The 19,652-nt window shown below is 67.8% G+C and carries 17 protein-coding genes and 1 pseudogene; 8 read left to right on the top strand and 10 right to left on the bottom strand.

What is annotated here, in order from left to right; translation table 11 throughout:
• Positions 1 to 713 (bottom strand): annotated as a pseudogene (locus tag AC6EI8_RS10255) (helix-turn-helix transcriptional regulator); the annotation flags it as partial.
• A 400-nt stretch (positions 714 to 1,113) separates the two neighbouring features.
• Here AC6EI8_RS10255 and AC6EI8_RS10260 point away from each other — a divergent pair.
• The 7 genes from AC6EI8_RS10260 (at position 1,114) to AC6EI8_RS10290 (ending at position 9,232) form a co-directional block, all read left to right on the top strand.
• A complete protein-coding gene (locus tag AC6EI8_RS10260) occupies positions 1,114 to 2,310 on the top strand; it encodes a phosphoglycerate kinase (protein WP_498381868.1) in 1,197 nt (398 codons plus the stop codon).
• Between the two features lie 123 nt (positions 2,311 to 2,433).
• Positions 2,434 to 3,870, top strand: coding sequence for a pyruvate kinase (gene pyk, locus AC6EI8_RS10265; RefSeq protein WP_149316828.1), 1,437 nt, complete (start codon positions 2,434 to 2,436; stop codon positions 3,868 to 3,870).
• A gap of 273 nt (positions 3,871 to 4,143) precedes the next feature.
• Positions 4,144 to 5,208 (top strand): class II fructose-bisphosphate aldolase, encoded by a 1,065-nt coding sequence (gene fba / locus AC6EI8_RS10270; RefSeq protein WP_149316829.1) that lies wholly within the window; start codon positions 4,144 to 4,146, stop codon positions 5,206 to 5,208.
• Positions 5,209 to 5,387: 179 nt separating this feature from the next.
• The gene (locus AC6EI8_RS10275; RefSeq protein WP_422648203.1) at positions 5,388 to 6,296 is read left to right on the top strand and encodes a phosphoribosylaminoimidazolesuccinocarboxamide synthase; all 909 of its coding nucleotides are present in this window, start codon (positions 5,388 to 5,390) and stop codon (positions 6,294 to 6,296) included.
• Positions 6,297 to 6,336: 40 nt separating this feature from the next.
• Positions 6,337 to 6,834 carry a 5-(carboxyamino)imidazole ribonucleotide mutase gene (purE, locus tag AC6EI8_RS10280; protein WP_149316831.1) on the top strand — a complete coding sequence of 166 codons (498 nt, stop codon included), beginning with the start codon at positions 6,337 to 6,339 and terminating at the stop codon, positions 6,832 to 6,834.
• A 126-nt stretch (positions 6,835 to 6,960) separates the two neighbouring features.
• Entirely contained in the window at positions 6,961 to 8,205 is a 1,245-nt protein-coding gene (locus AC6EI8_RS10285) for a 5-(carboxyamino)imidazole ribonucleotide synthase (RefSeq protein ID WP_150083300.1), read from the top strand.
• A 49-nt stretch (positions 8,206 to 8,254) separates the two neighbouring features.
• Complete coding sequence (locus AC6EI8_RS10290; RefSeq protein ID WP_149317097.1) at positions 8,255 to 9,232, top strand: L-threonylcarbamoyladenylate synthase; 978 nt, start codon at positions 8,255 to 8,257, stop codon at positions 9,230 to 9,232.
• A 159-nt stretch (positions 9,233 to 9,391) separates the two neighbouring features.
• Here the strand turns inward: AC6EI8_RS10290 and dacB are convergent, their stop codons facing one another.
• From dacB to AC6EI8_RS10330, 8 genes are all read right to left on the bottom strand, one after another.
• Entirely contained in the window at positions 9,392 to 10,984 is a 1,593-nt protein-coding gene (gene dacB / locus AC6EI8_RS10295; RefSeq protein ID WP_498381869.1) for a D-alanyl-D-alanine carboxypeptidase/D-alanyl-D-alanine endopeptidase, read from the bottom strand.
• A 99-nt stretch (positions 10,985 to 11,083) separates the two neighbouring features.
• The gene (locus AC6EI8_RS10300; RefSeq protein ID WP_149316834.1) at positions 11,084 to 12,073 is read right to left on the bottom strand and encodes a hypothetical protein; all 990 of its coding nucleotides are present in this window, start codon (positions 12,071 to 12,073) and stop codon (positions 11,084 to 11,086) included.
• A gap of 90 nt (positions 12,074 to 12,163) precedes the next feature.
• Positions 12,164 to 13,795: a hypothetical protein gene (locus tag AC6EI8_RS10305; RefSeq protein ID WP_498381870.1), complete on the bottom strand. Its 1,632-nt coding sequence runs from the start codon at positions 13,793 to 13,795 to the stop codon at positions 12,164 to 12,166.
• 195 nt (positions 13,796 to 13,990) lie between these two features.
• Positions 13,991 to 14,539: a MarR family winged helix-turn-helix transcriptional regulator gene (locus AC6EI8_RS10310; protein ID WP_149316836.1), complete on the bottom strand. Its 549-nt coding sequence runs from the start codon at positions 14,537 to 14,539 to the stop codon at positions 13,991 to 13,993.
• Between the two features lie 37 nt (positions 14,540 to 14,576).
• Positions 14,577 to 15,077: a DUF3237 domain-containing protein gene (locus AC6EI8_RS10315; protein ID WP_498381871.1), complete on the bottom strand. Its 501-nt coding sequence runs from the start codon at positions 15,075 to 15,077 to the stop codon at positions 14,577 to 14,579.
• A complete protein-coding gene (locus AC6EI8_RS10320) occupies positions 15,074 to 16,225 on the bottom strand; it encodes an ABC transporter substrate-binding protein (RefSeq protein ID WP_498381872.1) in 1,152 nt (383 codons plus the stop codon). The genes AC6EI8_RS10315 and AC6EI8_RS10320 overlap by 4 nt, the downstream gene beginning before the upstream one ends.
• Positions 16,226 to 16,259: 34 nt before the next feature.
• On the bottom strand, positions 16,260 to 17,522 hold the full coding sequence (locus AC6EI8_RS10325) for a flavin-dependent oxidoreductase (protein ID WP_498381873.1): 1,263 nt from the start codon (positions 17,520 to 17,522) through the stop codon (positions 16,260 to 16,262).
• A gap of 126 nt (positions 17,523 to 17,648) precedes the next feature.
• Positions 17,649 to 18,401, bottom strand: coding sequence for a PA4824 family protein (locus AC6EI8_RS10330; protein ID WP_498381874.1), 753 nt, complete (start codon positions 18,399 to 18,401; stop codon positions 17,649 to 17,651).
• Positions 18,402 to 18,609: 208 nt separating this feature from the next.
• On the opposite strand from AC6EI8_RS10330, the gene AC6EI8_RS10335 reads away from it, so the two are divergent.
• The gene (locus tag AC6EI8_RS10335) at positions 18,610 to 18,822 is read left to right on the top strand and encodes a YMGG-like glycine zipper-containing protein (protein WP_006579879.1); all 213 of its coding nucleotides are present in this window, start codon (positions 18,610 to 18,612) and stop codon (positions 18,820 to 18,822) included.
• A gap of 288 nt (positions 18,823 to 19,110) precedes the next feature.
• Here AC6EI8_RS10335 and AC6EI8_RS10340 read toward each other — a convergent pair whose 3' ends face one another.
• Positions 19,111 to 19,563: a PACE efflux transporter gene (locus AC6EI8_RS10340; RefSeq protein WP_150083293.1), complete on the bottom strand. Its 453-nt coding sequence runs from the start codon at positions 19,561 to 19,563 to the stop codon at positions 19,111 to 19,113.
• Positions 19,564 to 19,652: the final 89 nt, after the last annotated feature.

Here is a 19,652-nt window from a genome sequence, read left to right on the forward strand (position 1 = left end):
GGGCGCGACAGCTTCCATTCGTCGCCCGTGCCGGCGCCAGTACCGGTGCGCGGCGCGGCCGGATTCGGCACCAGGCGGCGCACCCAGGCCTCGCCCTCGCTGTTGTGCAGCAGCACGCGCGCGTCGGCCGTCAAGACGATCACGCCGAAGGCCAGCTGGTCCAGCAGCTGCATCGACATGCGCTGCAGCGCGGTCAGCGCGCTGGTGCGTTCGCGCAGGGCCATCGCCTGGCGGATATGCGGAATCGCCCAGTCCAGCGCCCGCGCGTCCTCGTACGCAAACAGCGGCCCATCGACTGGCCGCTGCAGCGAGAAATAGACCTCGTAGTAGGGCTGGCGATCGACCGGGCAGGCCATCACCGAGCCCATGCCGTAGCGGTGCAGGAAGTCGCCGTAGAAGGGATGCCGCGCGATGGTGCCCGCACCCAGCTCGCGCGCATCGATGTACCAGCCGCCGACCGGCATCCGCGGCGCGAAGGATCGTCCCGGGTCCAGCGCCTGAAAGGTCTGCTGGTACGCCTGAGCCAGGCCTTCGACCGGATTGGCCAGCTCGGTCACCGACATGCGGTCATTGCGCCTGTCCAGTACGACCATGCCCATCTGGGTGCTGCCGCTCGCGCGGCGCAGGTTCTGCAGGCTGCGCTGCCACGCCTGCGGATCGACGATGCCCTCGTAGAGCCCGCGGATCGTGTCGTGGATGTCGCTGTCGTTCATTGCCGCCTCCGCATCGACGCGATGGCGCGGCGGGCGGCGGGCGGCACGTGCAAAGGCTGGCGCCGCCCATGGTCTGCGCCATGGACTTCCCGTTGGTTCATCGACTACCCCTGGTTCCGACGACAAAGCAATGCGCCGCCAGGCTCTTGCGACGGCCCGGTCGGCTTCGACCTTCTTTCTTCTTTCTTCTTGATTGGGACGGCTTCTCGATGGCGGCGCCCGAGGGCGCCTGCGGTGGCCGAGAAGCTATGGTACGGGTTTGACGCGTGGCCGTCAGCAGGATGTGATGAGGGTTTCACCTGCCTTTGTGCGCTGGGCGTCGCAACCCCGTTGCAATTGCGCAAAAGGGGGGCCCCGTTCAGGTAAAATGCCGGTTTTTCCGATCTTTCCCGCAAGAGCCATGACCTCTGTCCTGCGTCTATCCGACCTGATTTCCCAAGGCAAACTGTCCGGCAAGCGTGTGTTCATCCGCGCCGACCTCAACGTGCCGCAGGACGACGCCGGCCATATCACCGAGGACACCCGCATCCGCGCCTCCGTGCCGGCCATCGAGGCCTGCCTGGCCGCCGGCGCCGCCGTGATGGTGACCTCCCACCTGGGCCGCCCGACCGAGGGCGAATTCAAGCCGGCCGATTCGCTGGCGCCGATCGGCAAGCGCCTGTCGGAACTGCTGGGCAAGGACGTCAAGCTGGTGCAGAACTGGGTCGACGGCGTCGAGGTCGCGCCCGGCCAGGTGGTGCTGCTTGAGAACTGCCGCGTCAACAAGGGCGAGAAGAAGAACAGCGACGAGCTGGCGCAGAAGATGGCCAAGCTCTGCGATATCTACGTCAACGACGCCTTCGGCACCGCGCACCGCGCCGAGGCCACCACCCACGGCATCGCCAAGTACGCGCCGATCGCCTGTGCCGGCCCGCTGCTGGCCGCCGAGATCGACGCGCTGGGCAAGGCGCTGGGCCAGCCGGCCCGGCCGCTGGTGGCGATCGTCGCGGGCTCGAAGGTCTCGACCAAGCTGACCATCCTGAAGTCGCTGGCCGACAAGGTCGACAACCTGGTGGTTGGCGGCGGCATCGCGAACACCTTCATGCTGGCCGCCGGCCTGAAGATCGGCAAGTCGCTGGCCGAGCCGGACTTGGCCGCCGAAGCCAAGGCCATCATCGACATCATGGCAGCCCGCGGCGCCTCGGTGCCGATCCCGGTCGACGTGGTCTGCGCCAAGGAGTTCAGCGCCAACGCCGCGGCCACCGTCAAGGACGTCAAGGACGTGGCCGACGACGACATGATTCTCGACATCGGTCCGCGCACCGCGGCGATGCTGGCCGAGCAGCTGAAGGCCGCCGGCACCATCGTCTGGAACGGCCCGGTCGGCGTGTTCGAATTCGACCAGTTCGACAACGGCACCAAGGTGCTGGCCGAAGCGATTGCCGAATCGAAGGCCTTCTCGATCGCCGGCGGCGGCGACACGCTGGCCGCCATCGCCAAATACGGCATCGCGGACCGGGTCGGCTATATCTCGACCGGTGGCGGCGCCTTCCTCGAATTCCTCGAAGGCAAGAAGCTGCCGGCCTTCGAAGTCCTGGAGCAGCGCGCCGCGGGCTGAGCGCCGGACCCGGCCGCCCGCCGTTCACCGGACGCAGGACGCGGCCGCAGCTGCAGCGCTCGCCGGCGACCCGCCGGCAACCCGCCGCGACACGCCGCGACACGCCAAGGACAAGGAAACCAGATGACCCGTTCGACCAAGATCGTCGCCACCATCGGCCCCGCTTCCAGCACGCTCGAGATGCTGACCCGCATGATTGCGGCCGGGGTCGACGTGGTGCGGCTCAATTTCTCGCACGGCGTGGCCGAAGACCACCTCGAGCGCGCGCGCCTGGTGCGCGAGGCCGCTCAGGCCTGCGGCCGCGAGGTGGCGATCATGGCCGACCTGCAGGGGCCGAAGATCCGCGTCGGCAAGTTCGAGCACGGCAAGGTCACGCTGAAGGCGGGCGACCCCTTCGTGCTGGACGCCGGCTGCAAGCTCGGCAACCAGGAGCGCGCGGGCCTCGACTACCAGGACCTGCCGCGCGATGTCGGCCCCGGGGACCTGCTGCTGCTCAATGACGGACTGATCGTGCTGGGCGTCGACCGCGTGATCGGCAACGAGATCTTCACTACCGTCAAGGTCGGCGGCGACCTGTCCAACAACAAGGGCATCAACCGCCAGGGCGGCGGCCTGTCGGCGCCGGCGCTGACGGCCAAGGACATGGAAGACATCAAGACCGCGATGGCGCTGGGCGCCGACTATATCGCGGTCAGCTTCCCGAAGAATGCCACCGACATGGAAATGGCGCGCCAGCTCGCCGCCGTGGCGGGCCAGCAGTTCGGCCACAAGGCGCGGATGATCGCCAAGATCGAGCGGGCCGAGGCGATCCGGCCGGGCGTGCTGGAGGAAATCCTCGCGGCCTCGGACGGCATCATGGTGGCGCGCGGCGACCTGGCCGTGGAAGTGGGCAACGCCGCGGTGCCAGCGCTGCAGAAACGGATGATCCGGCTCGCGCGCGAGGCCAACAAGCTGACCATCACCGCCACGCAGATGATGGAAAGCATGATCGTCAACCCGGTGCCGACCCGCGCCGAGGTGTCGGACGTCGCCAACGCCGTGCTCGACGGCACCGATGCCGTGATGCTGTCGGCCGAGACCGCCGCCGGCCGCTATCCGGTCGAGACCGTCGAGGCGATGGCCGCGGTCTGCGTCGAGGCCGAGAAGTCCGAAGTGGTCCAGCTCGACACCGACTTCCTGAACCAGACCTTTACCCGCATCGACCAGTCGATCGCGATGGGCGCGCTGTTCACCGCCTATCATCTGCAAGTGAAGGCCATCGCCGCGCTGACCGACTCGGGCGCGACCGCCTTGTGGATGAGCCGTCACCGCATCCATGTGCCGATCTACGCGATGACGCCGAACCTGGCCTCGCAGCGCAAGATGCAGCTGTATCGCAACGTGGTGCCGCTGCCGCTGGAATCGAGCACCGACCGCGACACCGCGCTGGAACAGGCCGAGGAGCTGCTGCTCGCCAAGGGCGTGGTGCAGCGCGGCGATTTCATCGTGTTGACGGTCGGCGAGCCGATGGGGCAGCCGGGCGGCACGAATACGCTGAAGATCGTCCGGGTCGGGCTGTGACGGAGAGCTTGATGCCGAGCCTGGGGCTGACCATGAGGCCGACCACAAGGGCGACCACAAGGGCGACCACAAGGCCGACCATCAAGCGGGAGGCGATGCCGATGACGCGAACCATGACGCAAACCATGATGGCGAGCACGGTGCGCTGGGGAACACAGCCCGGTGCCGCGCCCCACGGAAACTTGCCACGATAGCGGCGGACCGTGGCGACAGCCCGGCAGCCCGAAGAACATCCCAATACCGAGAACCCCATTCTTTTCTTAGGAGTCTGACATGCCACTCGTTTCGATGCGCCAGTTGCTCGACCACGCCGCCGAGAACGGCTACGGTCTGCCGGCATTCAACGTCAACAACCTGGAGCAGGTCCAGGCCATCATGCAGGCCGCCGACGAAGTGAATGCGCCGGTGATCATGCAGGCTTCCGCGGGCGCCCGCAAATATGCCGGCGAACACTTCCTGCGCCACCTGATCGAGGCCGCGGTCGAAGCCTATCCGCACATCCCGGTCGTGATGCACCAGGACCACGGCCAGTCGCCGGCGATCTGCCAGGGCGCGATCGACCTGGGCTTCTCGTCGGTGATGATGGACGGCTCGCTGCGCGAAGACGGCAAGACGCCGGCCGAGTACGAGTACAACGTCGAGGTGACCCGCAAGGTCGTCCAGATGGCCCATGCCGTCGGCGTGACCGTCGAGGGCGAACTGGGCTGCCTGGGCTCGCTGGAAACCGGTGAGGCCGGCGAGGAAGACGGCATCGGCGCCGAAGGCAAGCTCGACCACTCGATGCTGCTGACCGACCCCGAGCAGGCCGCCGACTTCGTCAAGGCGACCCAGCTGGACGCGCTGGCGATCGCCATCGGCACTTCGCACGGCGCGTACAAGTTCACCCGCAAGCCGACCGGCGACATCCTGGCGATCAGCCGCATCAAGGAAATCCACGCCCGCATCCCCAACACCCATCTGGTGATGCACGGCTCGTCGTCGGTCCCGCAGGAACTGCTGGAAGAAATCCGCAAGTTCGGCGGCGACATGAAGGAAACCTACGGCGTGCCGGTCGAGGAAATCCAGGAAGCGATCAAGTACGGCGTGCGCAAGATCAATATCGACACCGATATCCGTCTGGCCATGACCGGCGCGATCCGCCGCTTCTTCGTCGAGAACCCGAGCAAGTTCGACCCGCGCGAATACCTGAAGCCGGCCCGCGAGGCCGCCAAGCAGGTCTGCAAGGCGCGCTATGTCGCGTTCGGCTGCGAAGGCCAGGCCGGCAAGATCAAGCCGATCGCGCTGAAGGACATCGCCGAGCAGTACAAGTCGGGCAAGCTGTCGCAGGTGGTGCAGTAAGCCGTGCATCAGGCCATGCGGCAAGCGGTGCATTGAGCCGTCGCGGCCCGGCCTTCAGCGCATGAGGGCCGGGCCATGGCCGACGCCATGGCGTGGCCAGTGCATCGACCGATGGGGCTTCGCGACTGCACGAAGCCCCTCATTGTTTCTCCCTCTCTCCGGCTCGCCGACCTATTTCTATGTCTGACGCTCTCTATCAGTCCTCCATCCGCTCGCTGCCGCTGCTCGGCCATGGCAAGGTGCGCGACAACTATGCCGTCGGCGACGACAAGCTGCTGATCGTGACGACCGATCGCCTGTCGGCGTTCGACGTGATCCTCGGCGAGCCGATCCCGGGCAAGGGCCGCGTGCTGAACCAGATGGCCAACTTCTGGTTCCGGAAGCTGGCCCATATCGTGCCGAACCACGAGACCGGCATCGCCGCCGAGACCGTGGTGCAGCCGGACGAAGTCGCGCAGGTGCGCGGCCGCGCGGTGGTGGTCAAGCGTCTGAAGCCGATCCTGGTCGAGGCCGTGGTGCGCGGCTATCTGGCCGGTTCCGGCTGGAAGGATTACCAGGCGACCGGCCGCGTCTGCGGCATCGAGCTGCCGGCGGGCCTGCAGAACGCGCAGAAGCTGCCCGAGCCGATCTTCACGCCGGCGGCCAAGGCCGAGATGGGCGAGCACGACGAGAACATCAGCTTCGCCGAAGTCGAGGCGCGCATCGGCAAGGAGCTGGCCGCGCAGATGCGCGACATCTCGATCCGCCTGTACAAGGAAGCGGCCGACTACGCCGCCACGCGCGGCATCATCATCGCCGACACGAAGTTCGAGTTCGGCCTGGACGAGAACGGCACGCTGACGCTGATGGACGAGGTGCTGACCGCCGATTCGTCGCGCTTCTGGCCGGCCGACTCCTACCAGGTGGGCACCAACCCGCCGTCGTTCGACAAGCAGTTCGTGCGCGACTGGCTCGAGGCGGTGCGCATCGACGGCAAGCCGTGGCCGAAGACCGCGCCGGCGCCGGCCCTGCCGGCCGACGTGATCGAGAAGACCGCGGCCAAGTACCGCGAGGCGCTGACCCGGCTGACCGGGCAGGAACTGCAATAACCGGGCGGCCGCCGGCACGCCACGCAAGCAAGGATTGGAAGTGAGCCAGACAAACAAGCCGCTGGTCGGCGTCGTGATGGGCAGCAGCTCGGACTGGGACGTGATGCAGCACGCCGTGGCGATGCTGAAGGATTTCGGCGTCCCGTTCGAGGCCCAGGTGGTATCGGCGCACCGGATGGCCGACGAGATGTTCCGCTACGCCGAGACGGCGCGCGCGCGCGGACTGCGCGCGATCATCGCCGGCGCCGGCGGTGCCGCGCACCTGCCGGGCATGATCGCGGCCAAGACCATCGTGCCGGTGTTCGGCGTGCCGGTGCCGTCCAAATACCTGCGCGGCGAGGATTCGCTGCTGTCGATCGTGCAGATGCCCAAGGGCGTGCCGGTCGCCACCTTCGCGATCGGCGAGGCGGGCGCGGCCAATGCCGCGCTGCACGCGATCGCCACGCTGGCGGCCACCGACGACGCGCTGGCCGCGGCGCTGGAAGCGTTCCGCACGCGCCAGACCGAAGCGGCGCGCGCGATGACCTTGCCGCTGTGACCGCCCGACGCCGATCCGCTTCACCGATTGACTGAGTCACCGATTCACTGATTTGCCGACTCGCTGAATCACGCCCCGCGGCCGTCGCCGGCGGCCGCGAACCGTTCCCCTGGAATCCGCACGAGCATGCCCACCGATATCCATCCCCATCTGATCGAAGCGCACACGCCGGAGTCGCGCGCCGAATTCGGCGTCGGCGGTCCGAACGCGCCGATCCTGCCCGGCGCCTGGCTCGGCATGCTCGGCGGCGGCCAGCTGGGCCGGATGTTCACCCACGCCGCCCAGGCGATGGGCTACAAGGTCTGCGTGCTCGATCCCGACCAGGACAGCCCGGCCGGCGCGGTCGCCGACAGGCATATCTGCGCGGCCTACACCGACGAGGCCGCGCTGGCCGAGATGGCGAAGCTGTGCCAGGCGGTCTCCACCGAATTCGAGAACGTGCCGTCGATGTCGCTGGAGCGGCTGGAGCAGCTCGGCGCGTTCGTCGCGCCGCGCGGCCACTGCGTGTCGATCGCGCAGAACCGCATCGGCGAGAAGAAGTTCTTCGCCGCCTGCGCCGAGCGCACCGGCGTGCCGCCGGCCCCGCACTGGGTGATCCAGCACGATGCCGATATCGACCAGCTGCCCGAACAGTTGCTGCCGGGCATCCTGAAGACCGCGCGCATGGGCTACGACGGCAAGGGCCAGGCCCGCGTCAAGACCCGCGAGGACGTGCGCGCCGCCTGGAACGCGATGCAGCATGTGCCGTGCGTGCTGGAGCAGATGCTGCCGCTGGCCTATGAGGTCTCCGTGCTGGCCGCACGCGGCGTCGACGGCGCGACCGCGACCTGGCCGCTGGCCGAGAACGTCCATCGCGACGGCATCCTGTTCTCGACGGTGATGCCGTCGCGCCAGGTGTCGGCCGAGATCGCCGACCGCGCGCGTGCCGCCGCGGCGACCATCGCCGGCGAGATGGGCTATGTCGGCGTGCTGTGCATCGAGTTCTTCGTGCTGCAGGACGGCAGCCTGGTCGCCAACGAGATGGCGCCGCGCCCGCACAACTCCGGCCATATCACGATGGATGCGTGCGAGACGAGCCAGTTCGAGCAGCAGGTGCGGGCGATGGCCCGGCTGCCGCTGGGCAGCACGCGCCAGCATTCGGCCGGCAAGATGCTGAACCTGCTGGGCGACGTCTGGTACGAATACGGGCTCGAGCGCGAGCCGGCGTGGGATGCGGTGGTTGGCCAGCCCGGCGCCAAGCTGCATCTGTACGGCAAGAGCGATGCGCGGCCCGGACGCAAGATGGGCCACGTCAACTGCATCGGCGAGCGTGCCGAAGACGCGCAGCGCGCCTTCGACGCGGCGCTGCAGATCCTGCATATCGCGCCCTGATGTCCTGCACAGGGTGATGACGATGGCCGCCGCTTCCGATGCCTCCCGCATGCCGACCGCCGCCGAACTCGACGAGGCCGCGCGCCTGCTCGAGGCCGGGCAGCTGGTCGCGTTTCCGACCGAAACCGTCTATGGCCTCGGCGCCGATGCCGAGAACCCGGAGGCGGTGGCGCGCATCTTCGCGGCCAAGGGACGGCCGTCCAACCATCCGATCATCGTTCACGTGGTCGACGGCGCCGACATCGGCCATTGGACCGACGAGGTACCGGAGGCCGCGCAGCGCCTGATCGATGCCTTCTGGCCCGGGCCGCTGACGCTGATCCTGAAACGTGCCGCGCATATCCCCGCCGACGTCGCGGGCGGGCAGGACAGCATCGGCCTGCGCTGCCCCTCGCATCCGGTCGCGCAGGCGCTGCTGTCGCGCTTCAAGCGCGGCCGCGGCGGCATCGCGGCGCCGTCGGCCAACAAGTTCGGCCAAGTCAGCCCCACCACCGCGCAGCATGTGCGCGAGGAATTCGGCGACAGCGTCTATGTGCTCGAGGGCGATGGCGTCGAGGTCGGCATTGAATCGACCATCGTCGACCTGTCGCGGCTTGACCAGGGCGTCGGCCCGGTGCTGCTGCGCCCGGGCGCGATCACGCCGGCGATGATGGCCGACGTGCTCGGCACCGCGCCGCTGCCGCCCGATGCGGCAGCGCCGCGGGCCTCCGGCACGCTGAAGGCCCACTACGCGCCGCGCACGCCTCTGTATCTGGCCGATACGCGTGCGCTCGCACGCGACCTCGCCACGCTGCCGGCCGATGCCCGCGTGGCCTGGGTCGCCGCCGCGCCGGCGGACGATCCCCGCTGCGTGTGGGTGCAGGCCCCGGCGGATGCCAGGGCCTATGCGCGGGAGCTGTACCGGCTGCTGCGCCGGCTCGACAAGGAAGGCTTCGCCCGGCTGTACGTCGAGCCCCTGCCCGAGGGGCACGAGTGGGCGGGCGTACGGGACCGCCTGCAGCGGGCCGCCGCCGCGTTCCAGGACTAGCGCTGGGCGGCCGGTGGCGGCGCGCTGGTGCGCCGGTGCGTGAATGCCTTAGTGCGGGAATGCGTCGATGCGTCAGTGCGTCAATGCGTCAGTGCGTCAGTGCGTCAATGCGTTAGTGCCGTGGTCCGTTGGTGCTCCAGACCGTAGTGCTTTGGACCGTTAATGCGCCGCCGACGCCGGCGCGCCCCGATACACCCACTCCAGCAGCGCGTCATGCGCCTGCTGCGCCTGCGATGCATTCGGATGGTTGATCAGGCTGACGACGACATAGCGCTCGCCGTCGGCCGCATCCACATAGCCCGCGATGGCGCGCACATCGGCCAGCGTGCCGGTCTTCAGATAGCCATGCCCGGCCGCGCTGCTGCGTGTCAGCCGGTTGCGCAGCGTGCCGTCCACGCCCAGCACCGGCAGCGAGTTCACGAAGATCGGCGCCGCTTCGCTCGCCAGCGCCTGTTGCAGCAGGCGCGCCAGATCGTAGGCGCTGATGCGTTCCTGCCGCGACAGTCCCGAGCCGTTGTCCAACGTCAGCCCCGGCATGTCGAGGCCCTGGTGCGATAGCCAGCGGCGGATCACCGCTGCCGAGCGCGCGGTGCTGGCCGGGCCGCCGCGATCGATCTCCGCGCCGACGGTCAGGAACAGCTGGCGCGCCATCACGTTGTTGGAGTACTTGTTGATGTCGCGGACGATGTCGGCCAGCGGCATGCCGTAGTGGCGCGTCAGCCGGAACGCGGGCCGCGGCACGCGGCCGCTGCGGACCGCGGGCGGCCTGGCGAAGGTACCGCCGGCCGCCAGCCATTGCGCGATGAAGCCGCCGCCGATGAAGTCGTCATGACTGAGCGCGGCGAAGTTCAGCACCTGCTCGCCGCAATCCGCCGAGTAGCTTCCATCGAACGCGGCCACCACGGTGCCGTCCGTCTGCGGCGACAGCGTCGGCGTCGCGCCGGCGCGCCAGTCGCCGCAGCGGCCGTTGGTCAGCGCGAGCCGATTGTCCACGCGCAGTTGCGCCAGCGGCGGCATCACGGAGACGCCGACCGTTTGCGTGGCGGCATCCGGCGTCAGCGTGAAGGACAGGGTCTTGAACGAATACAGCAGCGCGTCCGGTGCCACGTTGTAGGCGCGATGGGTCTCGCCGTCGATGGCGCCGCCATTGTCGAGGCCATTCTGGAAGTAGCTGCGATCGAGCACGATGTCGCCGGCAATGGTGGTCACGCCCGCGCGCAGCGCCCCGGCGACCAGCTTGGCCATTTCCTCGGGTACCAGCTTCGGGTCGCCCTGGCCGCGCAGATAGACGTTGCCGACCACGCCGTCGGCGCTCGGCTCGCGATCCGCATAGAGCGAGGTCTGCCAGCGGTAGCTCGGGCCCAGCAGTTGCAGGCCGGCGAACGTGGTGATCAGCTTCATCGTCGAGGCCGGGTTCATCGGCGTCTGGGCGTTCCAGCTGGCGGTGGCCGTCGGCGCGCCTTGGCGGACGACGTAGAAGCTGGTGGCGGAAAGCGGTACGCCCGCCTGCCGCAACGCCAGCAGCACGGACGGTGGCAGGCCCGTTTGATCCTGTGCGAGCGACAGCAGCCTGGCTTTGGATGCCGCCACCCTTGTCGACGACGAGGGCCCCGCTGCCTTGGCAGCGGCGGCCTTTGACTTGGACCGCTTGGTGGCGGCTTCGGAGTTGGCAGCGGCGCCGATTGCCAGGGCAAACGCCAGGAATGGCACCATGCTGCGGGCGAGAAGGGGGCGAGCAGGCATGGGCAGCATGGTACCGTAGTCGTCTGCAACGATGCGACCCCGATGCCCGACTCACCTGCTCATGGTGGCGAGGAAGCGCTGCCAGATCCCGGCTTCCGTGCGTTGGCTTCAGAGTTGGCGGAACAGCTGAAACAGCCAGATTCGCTGGTCGTCCCGAGTGTGACGCCTGCCTGCCCCGGGAAGAATACGGACACGGGGCGATGACTGCGACGCCGTGGATTGACAGCCGGCGGACGAGCTTCCCGCGCTGCCGAAGGCGGTCCGGTAGAGGGCACCATCCCGCGCGCTTCGGTCGAAATTGATGACCCGAAGGTCCAGCGCGCAATAGAACCGCTTCAACATTTGTGCAAGAGCCGCCGAGTCGATTCTTGAATACGTGTAGGCCTCCTCACGATCAGCGAATCCGTTGGGGACCAGAAAGCGGCCGAAGCGGTCCCGATCGAACAACTGTTCAAAAGCAAGTCCGAGCAGTCCTCTTTCACCGAGCGCGGGTGCAATACGAAGCAGGACGATATCGAGTTCGGAAACATGATTGACCGCGTGCTCGTCGGCGTACGGCTGCAGCATGTTTTGATGCTCGGCCAACTCGCCTTCGCTGAGCAAGGGAAAGCGGCGCGAAAACGAGAACGTCAACGTGTCCTTGTCGCACAGCAGATGCACGAATTCGGGACACATGGCGTTGTAGATTCGTGGAGTCAGCATTCCCAACTCCACCAGGTATCGCGCGGCATAACGAATGCATTCGGGCGGGGCGCTCGTCACCTCGTCGAATACCGTCGCCAGGCGCACGAATTGGCTGGCCGTCTTTCCCGAGCGGATACCTGCCTGCAAGAAGGACCGCAGGCGGCCGGGCGACCGTTCGAAGTACTGGAAAAGCGGGCGCAGTGGTCCGCCGCAAACCAGCACCTCGAATTCGTGCGTGGTATCCATCAAGGCAAGCGCGGCGTCCGGATCGGCATCGATCACCGCGAGCTTCAATTCCGTCGGCAGGGCGCCCAGATATCCGGGTCGATTGGAATGTGGCCGGTCGTGATGGTCCGTTCCGTAGAGATCGTGCGGCCTGGCCGTGTGCGTCGATGCTGTCGGTACCAATGGCATATGCAGTTCCCTCCCAGGTTTGAATCATGGATTGCCCCGATACCGCCGTCGAGCCGATCCGGTCTGCCGATCGGGCTCGCTCGTCAGTGCTCAGCCGCCGCCAGCGGACAGATCGCCGGGTACCGGAACGTTGCTGCTGGACGGCTTCTCGTCAAACACAAAATGCCGCGGGTCGCCCGACTGCGCCAACCGGTCGATCTCGTGCGCGAACATTTCGGCGCAGGCTGCAAGGATGGAAAGCGTCGCCTTGAACTTGAGCGACGTGATCTTGATGCTCCGGCCTTCCAACGCGAACGTCGCGACAGCACGAAGACCGGCATCTTCCGGCGCCGGCACGATGTTGCCGGCCGCCAGCGGCATGATATGCAACGCGGTGCCGATGTCGGGCGCCGGCTGGTATAGCTTGTAGGTGATCGTGCCGCCGATCGCTCTTCCGCTTTCATCGCACGCTATCTGCACGAGGTTGATCTTTTGCCCCGCGGCGGTCGTGATCGCCTCGGGAAGTCCAATGGCCCTGGCCAGCGCGATCGTCGCCGCGTTCTCCACCGCGCTGCGGGGCCGCTGCGTGATCAGATACAGCAGGGCATCGAACGTGTCATCGTTGCCCTCGGCGGCCGCGTGGATCTTCTCCATGGCGATATCCACAGCCCCCGGCAGACGATTCTGGATCTCCTTCTGCTGCTGCTCCACCGGCAGCCCTGCAAGCCCCTCACCGAAGCCTGGCGGAATCAATCGCTCGTTGGCGATCTCGCACGGATACACCAGTTCCGACTGATCCCTTGGAATGTCGGCCTGCAACTGAGCAATCAGATCCCGCCGCCATTCCGCCCTTTGCTTCGTGACATCGCCATAACTGGCAAACCGATTCAGCGCCATCTGGTCGGCGAAGAATTCCTGCAGGTCCTCCGTGGATCGGAGCTTCGCGTTCCGCATCAACGCGGGCAGCAATTCGTCGTTGAACCGGGCTTCCAGGGCCCTGGCCTGTTCGAGCGATTGCCGGAGGGCGCCGGACACGTCGCTGTTCGCTCTTTCGAAGCCCTCGTGAGCGGACGCGGCCTGACATATCTTGTGAATCAGATAGCCGCCCCCCGCCGCGCCCCCGGCAGCGAGCGCTCCGAGCAGCACGAGACCGAGAGGAGGGAAGGCGACCGTGACGACGAGCATCGCCAGTGCGCTGGCGATGCCGGCGATGCCCAGCAACAGGATGGCCTTGGCGCCGGGCGCCTCGTTGTCCGGATAGTCGCGAACATCGGTGGCCAGTTGATCCAGGTCGGCCAGCGCATCGCCCACCGACTTCGCGCACTGCTTGATATCGGCACGCAGCCGCAGCAGTTCCTGGCGCGTGATACGTACGTCGTTGCGTTGCTGCAGATCCCATGCTTCGATGCGGGCAGCGGCAGACTGGGCATCCGCGATCTTCTTGCCGCATCGTGCCGCGCTGCTCAGGATCTCGGCCTTGCGGCTCGTATCCGGCAACGAATGCACCGCGTTTGTGAGCTCCTGCCAGCCGGCATCGAGCAGGTCGATCACACGGGGCGCCGGCGGGTGCTCGACAGCGCCGGTGGGTTGCACGTGTTGCGCGCCATTGGCGGCCGCGGCATCGACGCGGGACGGCTCGATCTCATGCGGCTGAGGATGGGCTTCGGAGCGGATTGAACTGGTGTCCGGGAGGGAGGCGGCGGGATTTTCGGTGGAGCGAGGCTGGGCAAAGATACGGAACATGTCGTCGCGGCGGTGGGGTGGAGAAACGCCAACGATGGACGGCAACGTTGGCTGGGGCTTCAGGACAGCGAAGCCTACCCACCGCACTGCGACGCCGCTGTTCTAATCGTGGCGGCCGCTAAAGAATTTGAACCGATGGTTCGGCGACCCCGGGCGGCGTCGCGATATCCGGCGGCTGTCGGGGAGGCGAGAGCATCAGCCGAGTCGCGCCAACAGCCCCCTCAGCGTCTGCTGTTCCTGCTCCGACAGGGCGCGCGCCATCTTCACGTCGTGGTCGCAAACCGCCCGGGTTGCCGCCTCCAGCGTTCGGCGTCCCGCCGCCGTCAACACCAGGCTGAACGCCCGTCGATCGTTGGCCGACGGCCGTCGCGCCACCAGCTTCATCTCCTCGAGCGCATCGACCAGCAGCACGGCGCCCGAACGCGCAATGCCCATGATCCTGGCCAGGTCCGTCAGCTTCAGGTCCGGATTGCGCGAAATCAGCACCAGTGCCGAGAAGCGTGGCGGCGTGATGTTCCAGGGCGCCAGCGAGCGCACGAAGTCTTCGTAGAGCCGGATTTGCGCGCGGCGGATCGCGTAGCCGATCAGGCCGTCCAGAACCCCGTAGTCGACGTCCGGCAGATGCGGATCGAAGCCGCCGGCTTCGGTGGCGGGGTCGGGCGCGAGCGTATCGCGGGTCTTGCGCGCGGCCCGGGAAGAAGGGGACGAGGGCGAGGGCGGCGAGGAGGGCGGCGAAGCGGACATGGAGCAGGGGATGGCGGACGCGAAGCCCGCGATCCGTTCAGGCGACGCGGAAGTATCGCATCTGCACGCGGTCCGGGAACCGCGCGCCGGTGGCGACAAAGGTGTGTTGCATCAGCCAGCGATAGGCGGGCGCCTGCGTTTCGAAGCGCGGGGCGGTGCGGAAGTAGATCCGCGACGGATCGACCGTCTCGCCTGCGGACAGGCGCGCCAGCAGATCGGCGGGACCGCTGCGCAGGCCCGCGTTGACGATGTAGATCCGTGCGCCGTCATCGGTCTGCACGACATAGCGCGCTTCGATCTCCGCGACCGTGACGCCGTCGCCAAGGTCCGGCCGGACCAGCTGGAAGTCGGCGCCGCCGGGCAGCACACGGCCGCGCAGCAGCGGTCCATCGACGACCCCATCGAGAATTGGAATCACGCGCCGCTGCCCCACCGCGCTGGCGCCGATCTCGATCGCCGGATCCAGGCGGAAGCTGAAGTCGGCGACATGCTCGAACTTCGGCGTCGGCAAGCCGGCCAATGCCGATGCGGCGCTCACTTGAGCAGCTTCCAGTTGCCGTTGTCGATCGTCAGCATCACGCGGCCGCGCTGGTCGAAGCCGAAGTGGTCCTGGCTGGTGTAGTTCAGCACGCCGTGTGAGACCACGATCTCGCGCTCGCTTTCGAGCGCCGCCTTCAGTGCCGCGCGGAACTCCGGCGTGCCCGGCCTGGCCCGCTTCAGCGCGACCGGCACGATCCGCTGCAGCACCAGGCCGGCATCGTAGGGATGCGCGCCGAACTGCGTGCGGCTCTCCGCGCCGTACTGCTTCTCGTAGCGGCTCACGTAGTCGAGGCCCGGCTTCTTCGGCGCGCTGTCGGCGGCGAGCTGCTCGGGCACGATGACCGGTCCGGCCGGCAGGATGGCGCCGTCGACCGCCTTGCCGCCGATGCGGATCAGGTCCTTGGTGGCGGCGCCGTGCGTGTGGTAGATCGGCCCGCGATAGCCGCGCTCGCGCAGCGTGGTGTGGGGCAGGGCGGCGCCGGTGCCGGCGCCGGCGATCAGCATCGCGTCCGGGCGCGCCGAGATCAGCTTCAGCGTTTGCGCGGTGACCGCGGTATCCGAGCGCGCGTAGCGCTCGGTGGCGACGACGCGGATGCCGTTGGCCGCCGCCGCGGTGGTGAATTCCTTCAGCCAGGTCTCGCCATAGGCGTCGGCAAAGCCGATGAAGCCGATTGTCTTGACCCCCTTCGCCTTGGCGGTCGCCGCGACGGCCTCGGCCATCAGCCTGATCGGCTGGGCCAGCCGGTAGGTCCATTCGCCGCGGCCGGGCTTCAGTTCGATCGGCGAGAACGCCAGCTGCACGGTCTTGCTCTCGTCGGCGACCTCGGCGATGGCAATCGACGGCGCCACCGCGGACGAGCCGAGGATGATGTCGACCTTGTCCTCGCTGACGAAGCGGCGCGCGACCTTGGTCGCCTGGGTCGGATCGGAGCCGTCGTCGAGCACCACATAGCGGATCGTCTCGCCGGCGATCTGCTGCGGCAGCAGGCCCAGCGACTGCTTCTGCGGAATGCCCAGCCATGCCGACGGCCCCGTCGACGAAATGCTGACGCCGACGGTGACGTCGGCCAGCGCGGGGCCGGCAAGCGCGCCGGTGGCGGCGAGCGCCAGAACGAGGTGCGCAAGCGTGGTGCGGCGAAGTGTCATCGAATGTCTCCCTTTTTTATGATGGCGCGGGCGGTCAGCGGGCGCCGCCCTGCACGGACTGGCGATCGAATCCCGCCAACTGCTTGTAGCGCAATGCGATCGCCTCGAGTTCGCTGCGCGCAATGACCTGCTCGATATCGGTGAAGCCCTGCGGCGCACGCTGCTCGGCCAATTGCATGACCTGCTCGGGACCGTTGAGCCGGTTGCGCAGCACGATGCCCGCCGTGCGCGGCAGCCGCTCCGCCTCGTACTCGCGCAGCGCGTAACCGGTATCGGGCGTGCCGAGCAGGCAGTCGACCAGATGGCGCGCATCGACGATCGCCTGCGCGCTGCCGTTCGAGCCGATCGGGTACATCGGATGCGCGGCGTCGCCGAGCAGCGTGACGCGATCGAAGGTCCAGCGCGGCAGCGGGTCCTTGTCGACCATCGGAAATTCGTAGATCGCGGCAGCGCCGTCGATCAGCGCCGGAATGTCGATCCAGTCCCAGCGCCAGCCGGCAAAGGCCTCGCGGAACACCGACTTGTCGACCTGCCGGTTCCAGTCGCTGCGCGGCGGCGTGTCCGACGCGTCGTCCGGCACGCGCAGCTCGGCGATCCAGTTGATCAGCGAACGGCCCTGCCGTCGCAGCGGCTCGGAGATCGGATAGGCGACGAACTTCTGGTCCTGGTGGCCGGCCATGAACATCGAGCGGCCACCGAGATAGGGCGGCGCCTCGGTGACCGCGCGCCACAGCATCCGCCGCGAAAAGCGTGGCTCGTCGCCGCTCGGATAAAACTGCCGCCGCACCGCCGAATGGATGCCGTCGGCGCCGACCAGCACGTCGGCGCGGGCCTGCACCTCGGCACCGTCGGCGCGCCGGCGCAGCGTGAATCGCACCGGCGAGCCGGGCCGCGCGCCGGTGTCGTGCACCGTCTCGAAGGCATGGCCGGTATGCACGCGCTCGGCGCCGAGCCTTTCCACCGCGGTCCGATAGAGCAGCATCTGCAGCTCGCCGCGATGCACGGAGAACTGCGGATAGGGATACCCCGCGGCGAGTCCACGCGGCTCGTGCCAGATCCGTTGGCCCAACTTGTTGTAGTAGGACAGCGAGCTGGTCTCGATCGCGATCTGCGCCAGCGCCGGCTGCAGGCCGAGCTCGGCCAGTTGGCGGACGGCATGGGGCAGCAGGTTGATGCCGACGCCGAGGGGCTTCAGGGATTCGCTGGCTTCCCAGACTTCGGCGTCGATGCCGTGGCGATGGCAGAGCAGCGCGAGCGTCAGCCCGCCGATGCCGCCGCCTGCGATGGCGATGCGCATGGTGTCTCCTGTGGCGGACCTGCGCGCGACGGGCGATCCGCTTTCGATCTTGATGGTCGACGAATTGTTATGGAGTATAACTAAATCGTCGACGTGCGCAAGCGCGAGCCGGTACGCCGGCCGGGATCAGTTGCCCCAGCTCGGCGACAGCAGGCGCAGGCCGATCGAAACAAAGCGCGTCTCGCGCGGCTGGTTCAGCTGCGTGCCCCAGGTCATGTCGGCCTGGACGCGCTGCGGCACGATCCACACCCGGGCGCCCAGCTGGATCCACGGCTTGTCTCCGCTTTCGCCGAAGCTCTCGGCGATCATGGCCCAGCGCTCGCTGACCGCCGCCTCGCCGGCCACGCCCCAGGTCATGCGGGTCTGCCGTTCGGCGCGATCGTGGGTGGCGCCGAGGTTCGCATGCAGCAGCAGGCGGTCGTCGCGCATCGACACCGTCACCGGCAGATTCAGATAGAGGCCGCCCGGGGTCCTGCGCCGCTCGGCCTTCGGATATTCGGTCATGCCGAGCGTCAGCGCGACGCCGTAGCCGTTGGTCTCGACCGGCTTGAGCACCGTCTTGCCCTGGAACTGCAGATCGGTGATCGCGTTGCCGGGGCCGTCGCCGTATCGCTGCACCGCGCCGCCGAACGTCCATTCAAAGTTGCCGGTGAAATTGCAGCCCGGCAGCGCCCAGCGCTCGGTGCCGTCGCGGTTGAAGCGCAGCCACGATTCGAGCTGGCACGATTGCGGATCGACGATGCGCGCGTCGTCGGTGACCAGCGGCCGCGCCGCCCATGCCAGCGGGCTCAGGCACAGCAGCAGCGCTGCCGCGAAGGGGCGGCGCAAGGCGCAGAGGCGAAGGGGGATCGGCAGGCGGATCGGCAGGAGAAGCGGCATGAGAATCGGCAGCATGGTCGGGCTCGCAGTGGCGCGCCCGAGGTCTAACGCGCACCGATGACAAGGTGTCGCGCCACGCCGCCGTCGCCAACGGTGCGGCGACCCATGTGGGATTTATCTGACACCGACATAGGTGGCCATCGTCTGCCTGCCGTGTGCCATGCCCCCGCACAATCGAACTACCTCTCGCCCGTACAAGGAGCTCTCGATGCGTACCCTTACCCTGTCGTTCGCGCTGGCCACGCTGCTCGCCACCGCGGGCTGCGCCGACATGACCGCCAAGCAGCGCAACACCGCCATCGGTGCGGGCGTGGGCGGGGTCGCGGGCGCGACCTTGATCGGCGGGCCGGGCGCCACGCTGGGCGGCGCCGCGCTGGGCGGCGTGGTCGGCAATGTGCTTACCGACGACAAGAAGAAGTAAGAAGCGGGGACAACAAGCAGGGACAAGAAGCAGGGATCGCGCGAGCGCGCCGCCAGCAGAGTCATCGCAGCGAGCCCTTGCAGCGTGCCACCCCAGCGCGCCACCCCAGCGCGCCACCCCAGCGCGCCACCACAGCGCGCCACCACAGCGTGCCACCACAGCGTGCCACCGCAGGGCGCGCGGCTTGCCCGCAGATTCGTCCCGCATTGGCGGCGCCAAAAAGCAGAACGCCCCGGCCTCTGGCCCGGGGCGTTGTCGTTGATGCCGTCTGTGTTGGCCTCGCTCCGGTCAGGCCGGCTCGCTGCCCGAGGCCTCGCCGGGGACCGCGCGGCCCGGCACCGGGAACACGATGTCGTAGGCCCAGTTGTAGACGAAGGCGTAGACCACGTAGAAGCCGGCCACCGCCAGATCCATCAGCAGCGCATCGAGCAGGCTGATCTTCAGATACCACGCCACCGACGGCAGGAACACGATCAGCAGGCCCAGCTCGAACAGCAGCGCATGGCAGACGCGCACCGCCGGCGATTTGCGCACCGAGCCGGTCAGCCGCACCATGGCCTTGTCGAACATCAGGTTGTAGACGTAGTTCCAGACCGCGGCGACCAGCGAAGCGACCGCGGCGATCACGCCCATCTGGTGCAGGGCGTAGCCGAACACCCAGCTGCCCAGGGGCGCGAAGATCAGCAGGCCGATCAGTTCGAAGCCGACCGTGTGACGGATTCTGTCGAGCGTACCGCGCATTGTGCTGCTCCATGAAAGACAATGGCGCCCAGTCTATCGGGTAGAGCAGCAGATACAAGTTGGAAAGTATCGCTTATCCAGATGGATGG

The organism is Cupriavidus sp. R6-3, from assembly GCF_059772245.1.

What these genes read in the sequence shown, in the direction of transcription:
- AC6EI8_RS10260 (WP_498381868.1), top strand. Translation starts at nt 1,114, where the DNA reads ATGACCTCTGTCCTGCGTCTATCCGACCTGATTTCCCAAGGCAAACTG.
- AC6EI8_RS10310 (WP_149316836.1), bottom strand. Translation starts at nt 14,539, where the DNA reads ATGTCCGCTTCGCCGCCCTCCTCGCCGCCCTCGCCCTCGTCCCCTTCT.
- AC6EI8_RS10300 (WP_149316834.1), bottom strand. Translation starts at nt 12,073, where the DNA reads ATGCCATTGGTACCGACAGCATCGACGCACACGGCCAGGCCGCACGAT.
- AC6EI8_RS10325 (WP_498381873.1), bottom strand. Translation starts at nt 17,522, where the DNA reads ATGCGCATCGCCATCGCAGGCGGCGGCATCGGCGGGCTGACGCTCGCG.
- AC6EI8_RS10305 (WP_498381870.1), bottom strand. Translation starts at nt 13,795, where the DNA reads ATGTTCCGTATCTTTGCCCAGCCTCGCTCCACCGAAAATCCCGCCGCC.
- AC6EI8_RS10330 (WP_498381874.1), bottom strand. Translation starts at nt 18,401, where the DNA reads ATGCCGCTTCTCCTGCCGATCCGCCTGCCGATCCCCCTTCGCCTCTGC.
- AC6EI8_RS10285 (WP_150083300.1), top strand. Translation starts at nt 6,961, where the DNA reads ATGCCCACCGATATCCATCCCCATCTGATCGAAGCGCACACGCCGGAG.
- AC6EI8_RS10340 (WP_150083293.1), bottom strand. Translation starts at nt 19,563, where the DNA reads ATGCGCGGTACGCTCGACAGAATCCGTCACACGGTCGGCTTCGAACTG.
- AC6EI8_RS10275 (WP_422648203.1), top strand. Translation starts at nt 5,388, where the DNA reads ATGTCTGACGCTCTCTATCAGTCCTCCATCCGCTCGCTGCCGCTGCTC.
- fba (WP_149316829.1), top strand. Translation starts at nt 4,144, where the DNA reads ATGCCACTCGTTTCGATGCGCCAGTTGCTCGACCACGCCGCCGAGAAC.
- AC6EI8_RS10290 (WP_149317097.1), top strand. Translation starts at nt 8,255, where the DNA reads ATGCCGACCGCCGCCGAACTCGACGAGGCCGCGCGCCTGCTCGAGGCC.
- AC6EI8_RS10320 (WP_498381872.1), bottom strand. Translation starts at nt 16,225, where the DNA reads ATGACACTTCGCCGCACCACGCTTGCGCACCTCGTTCTGGCGCTCGCC.
- AC6EI8_RS10335 (WP_006579879.1), top strand. Translation starts at nt 18,610, where the DNA reads ATGCGTACCCTTACCCTGTCGTTCGCGCTGGCCACGCTGCTCGCCACC.
- pyk (WP_149316828.1), top strand. Translation starts at nt 2,434, where the DNA reads ATGACCCGTTCGACCAAGATCGTCGCCACCATCGGCCCCGCTTCCAGC.
- dacB (WP_498381869.1), bottom strand. Translation starts at nt 10,984, where the DNA reads ATGCTGCCCATGCCTGCTCGCCCCCTTCTCGCCCGCAGCATGGTGCCA.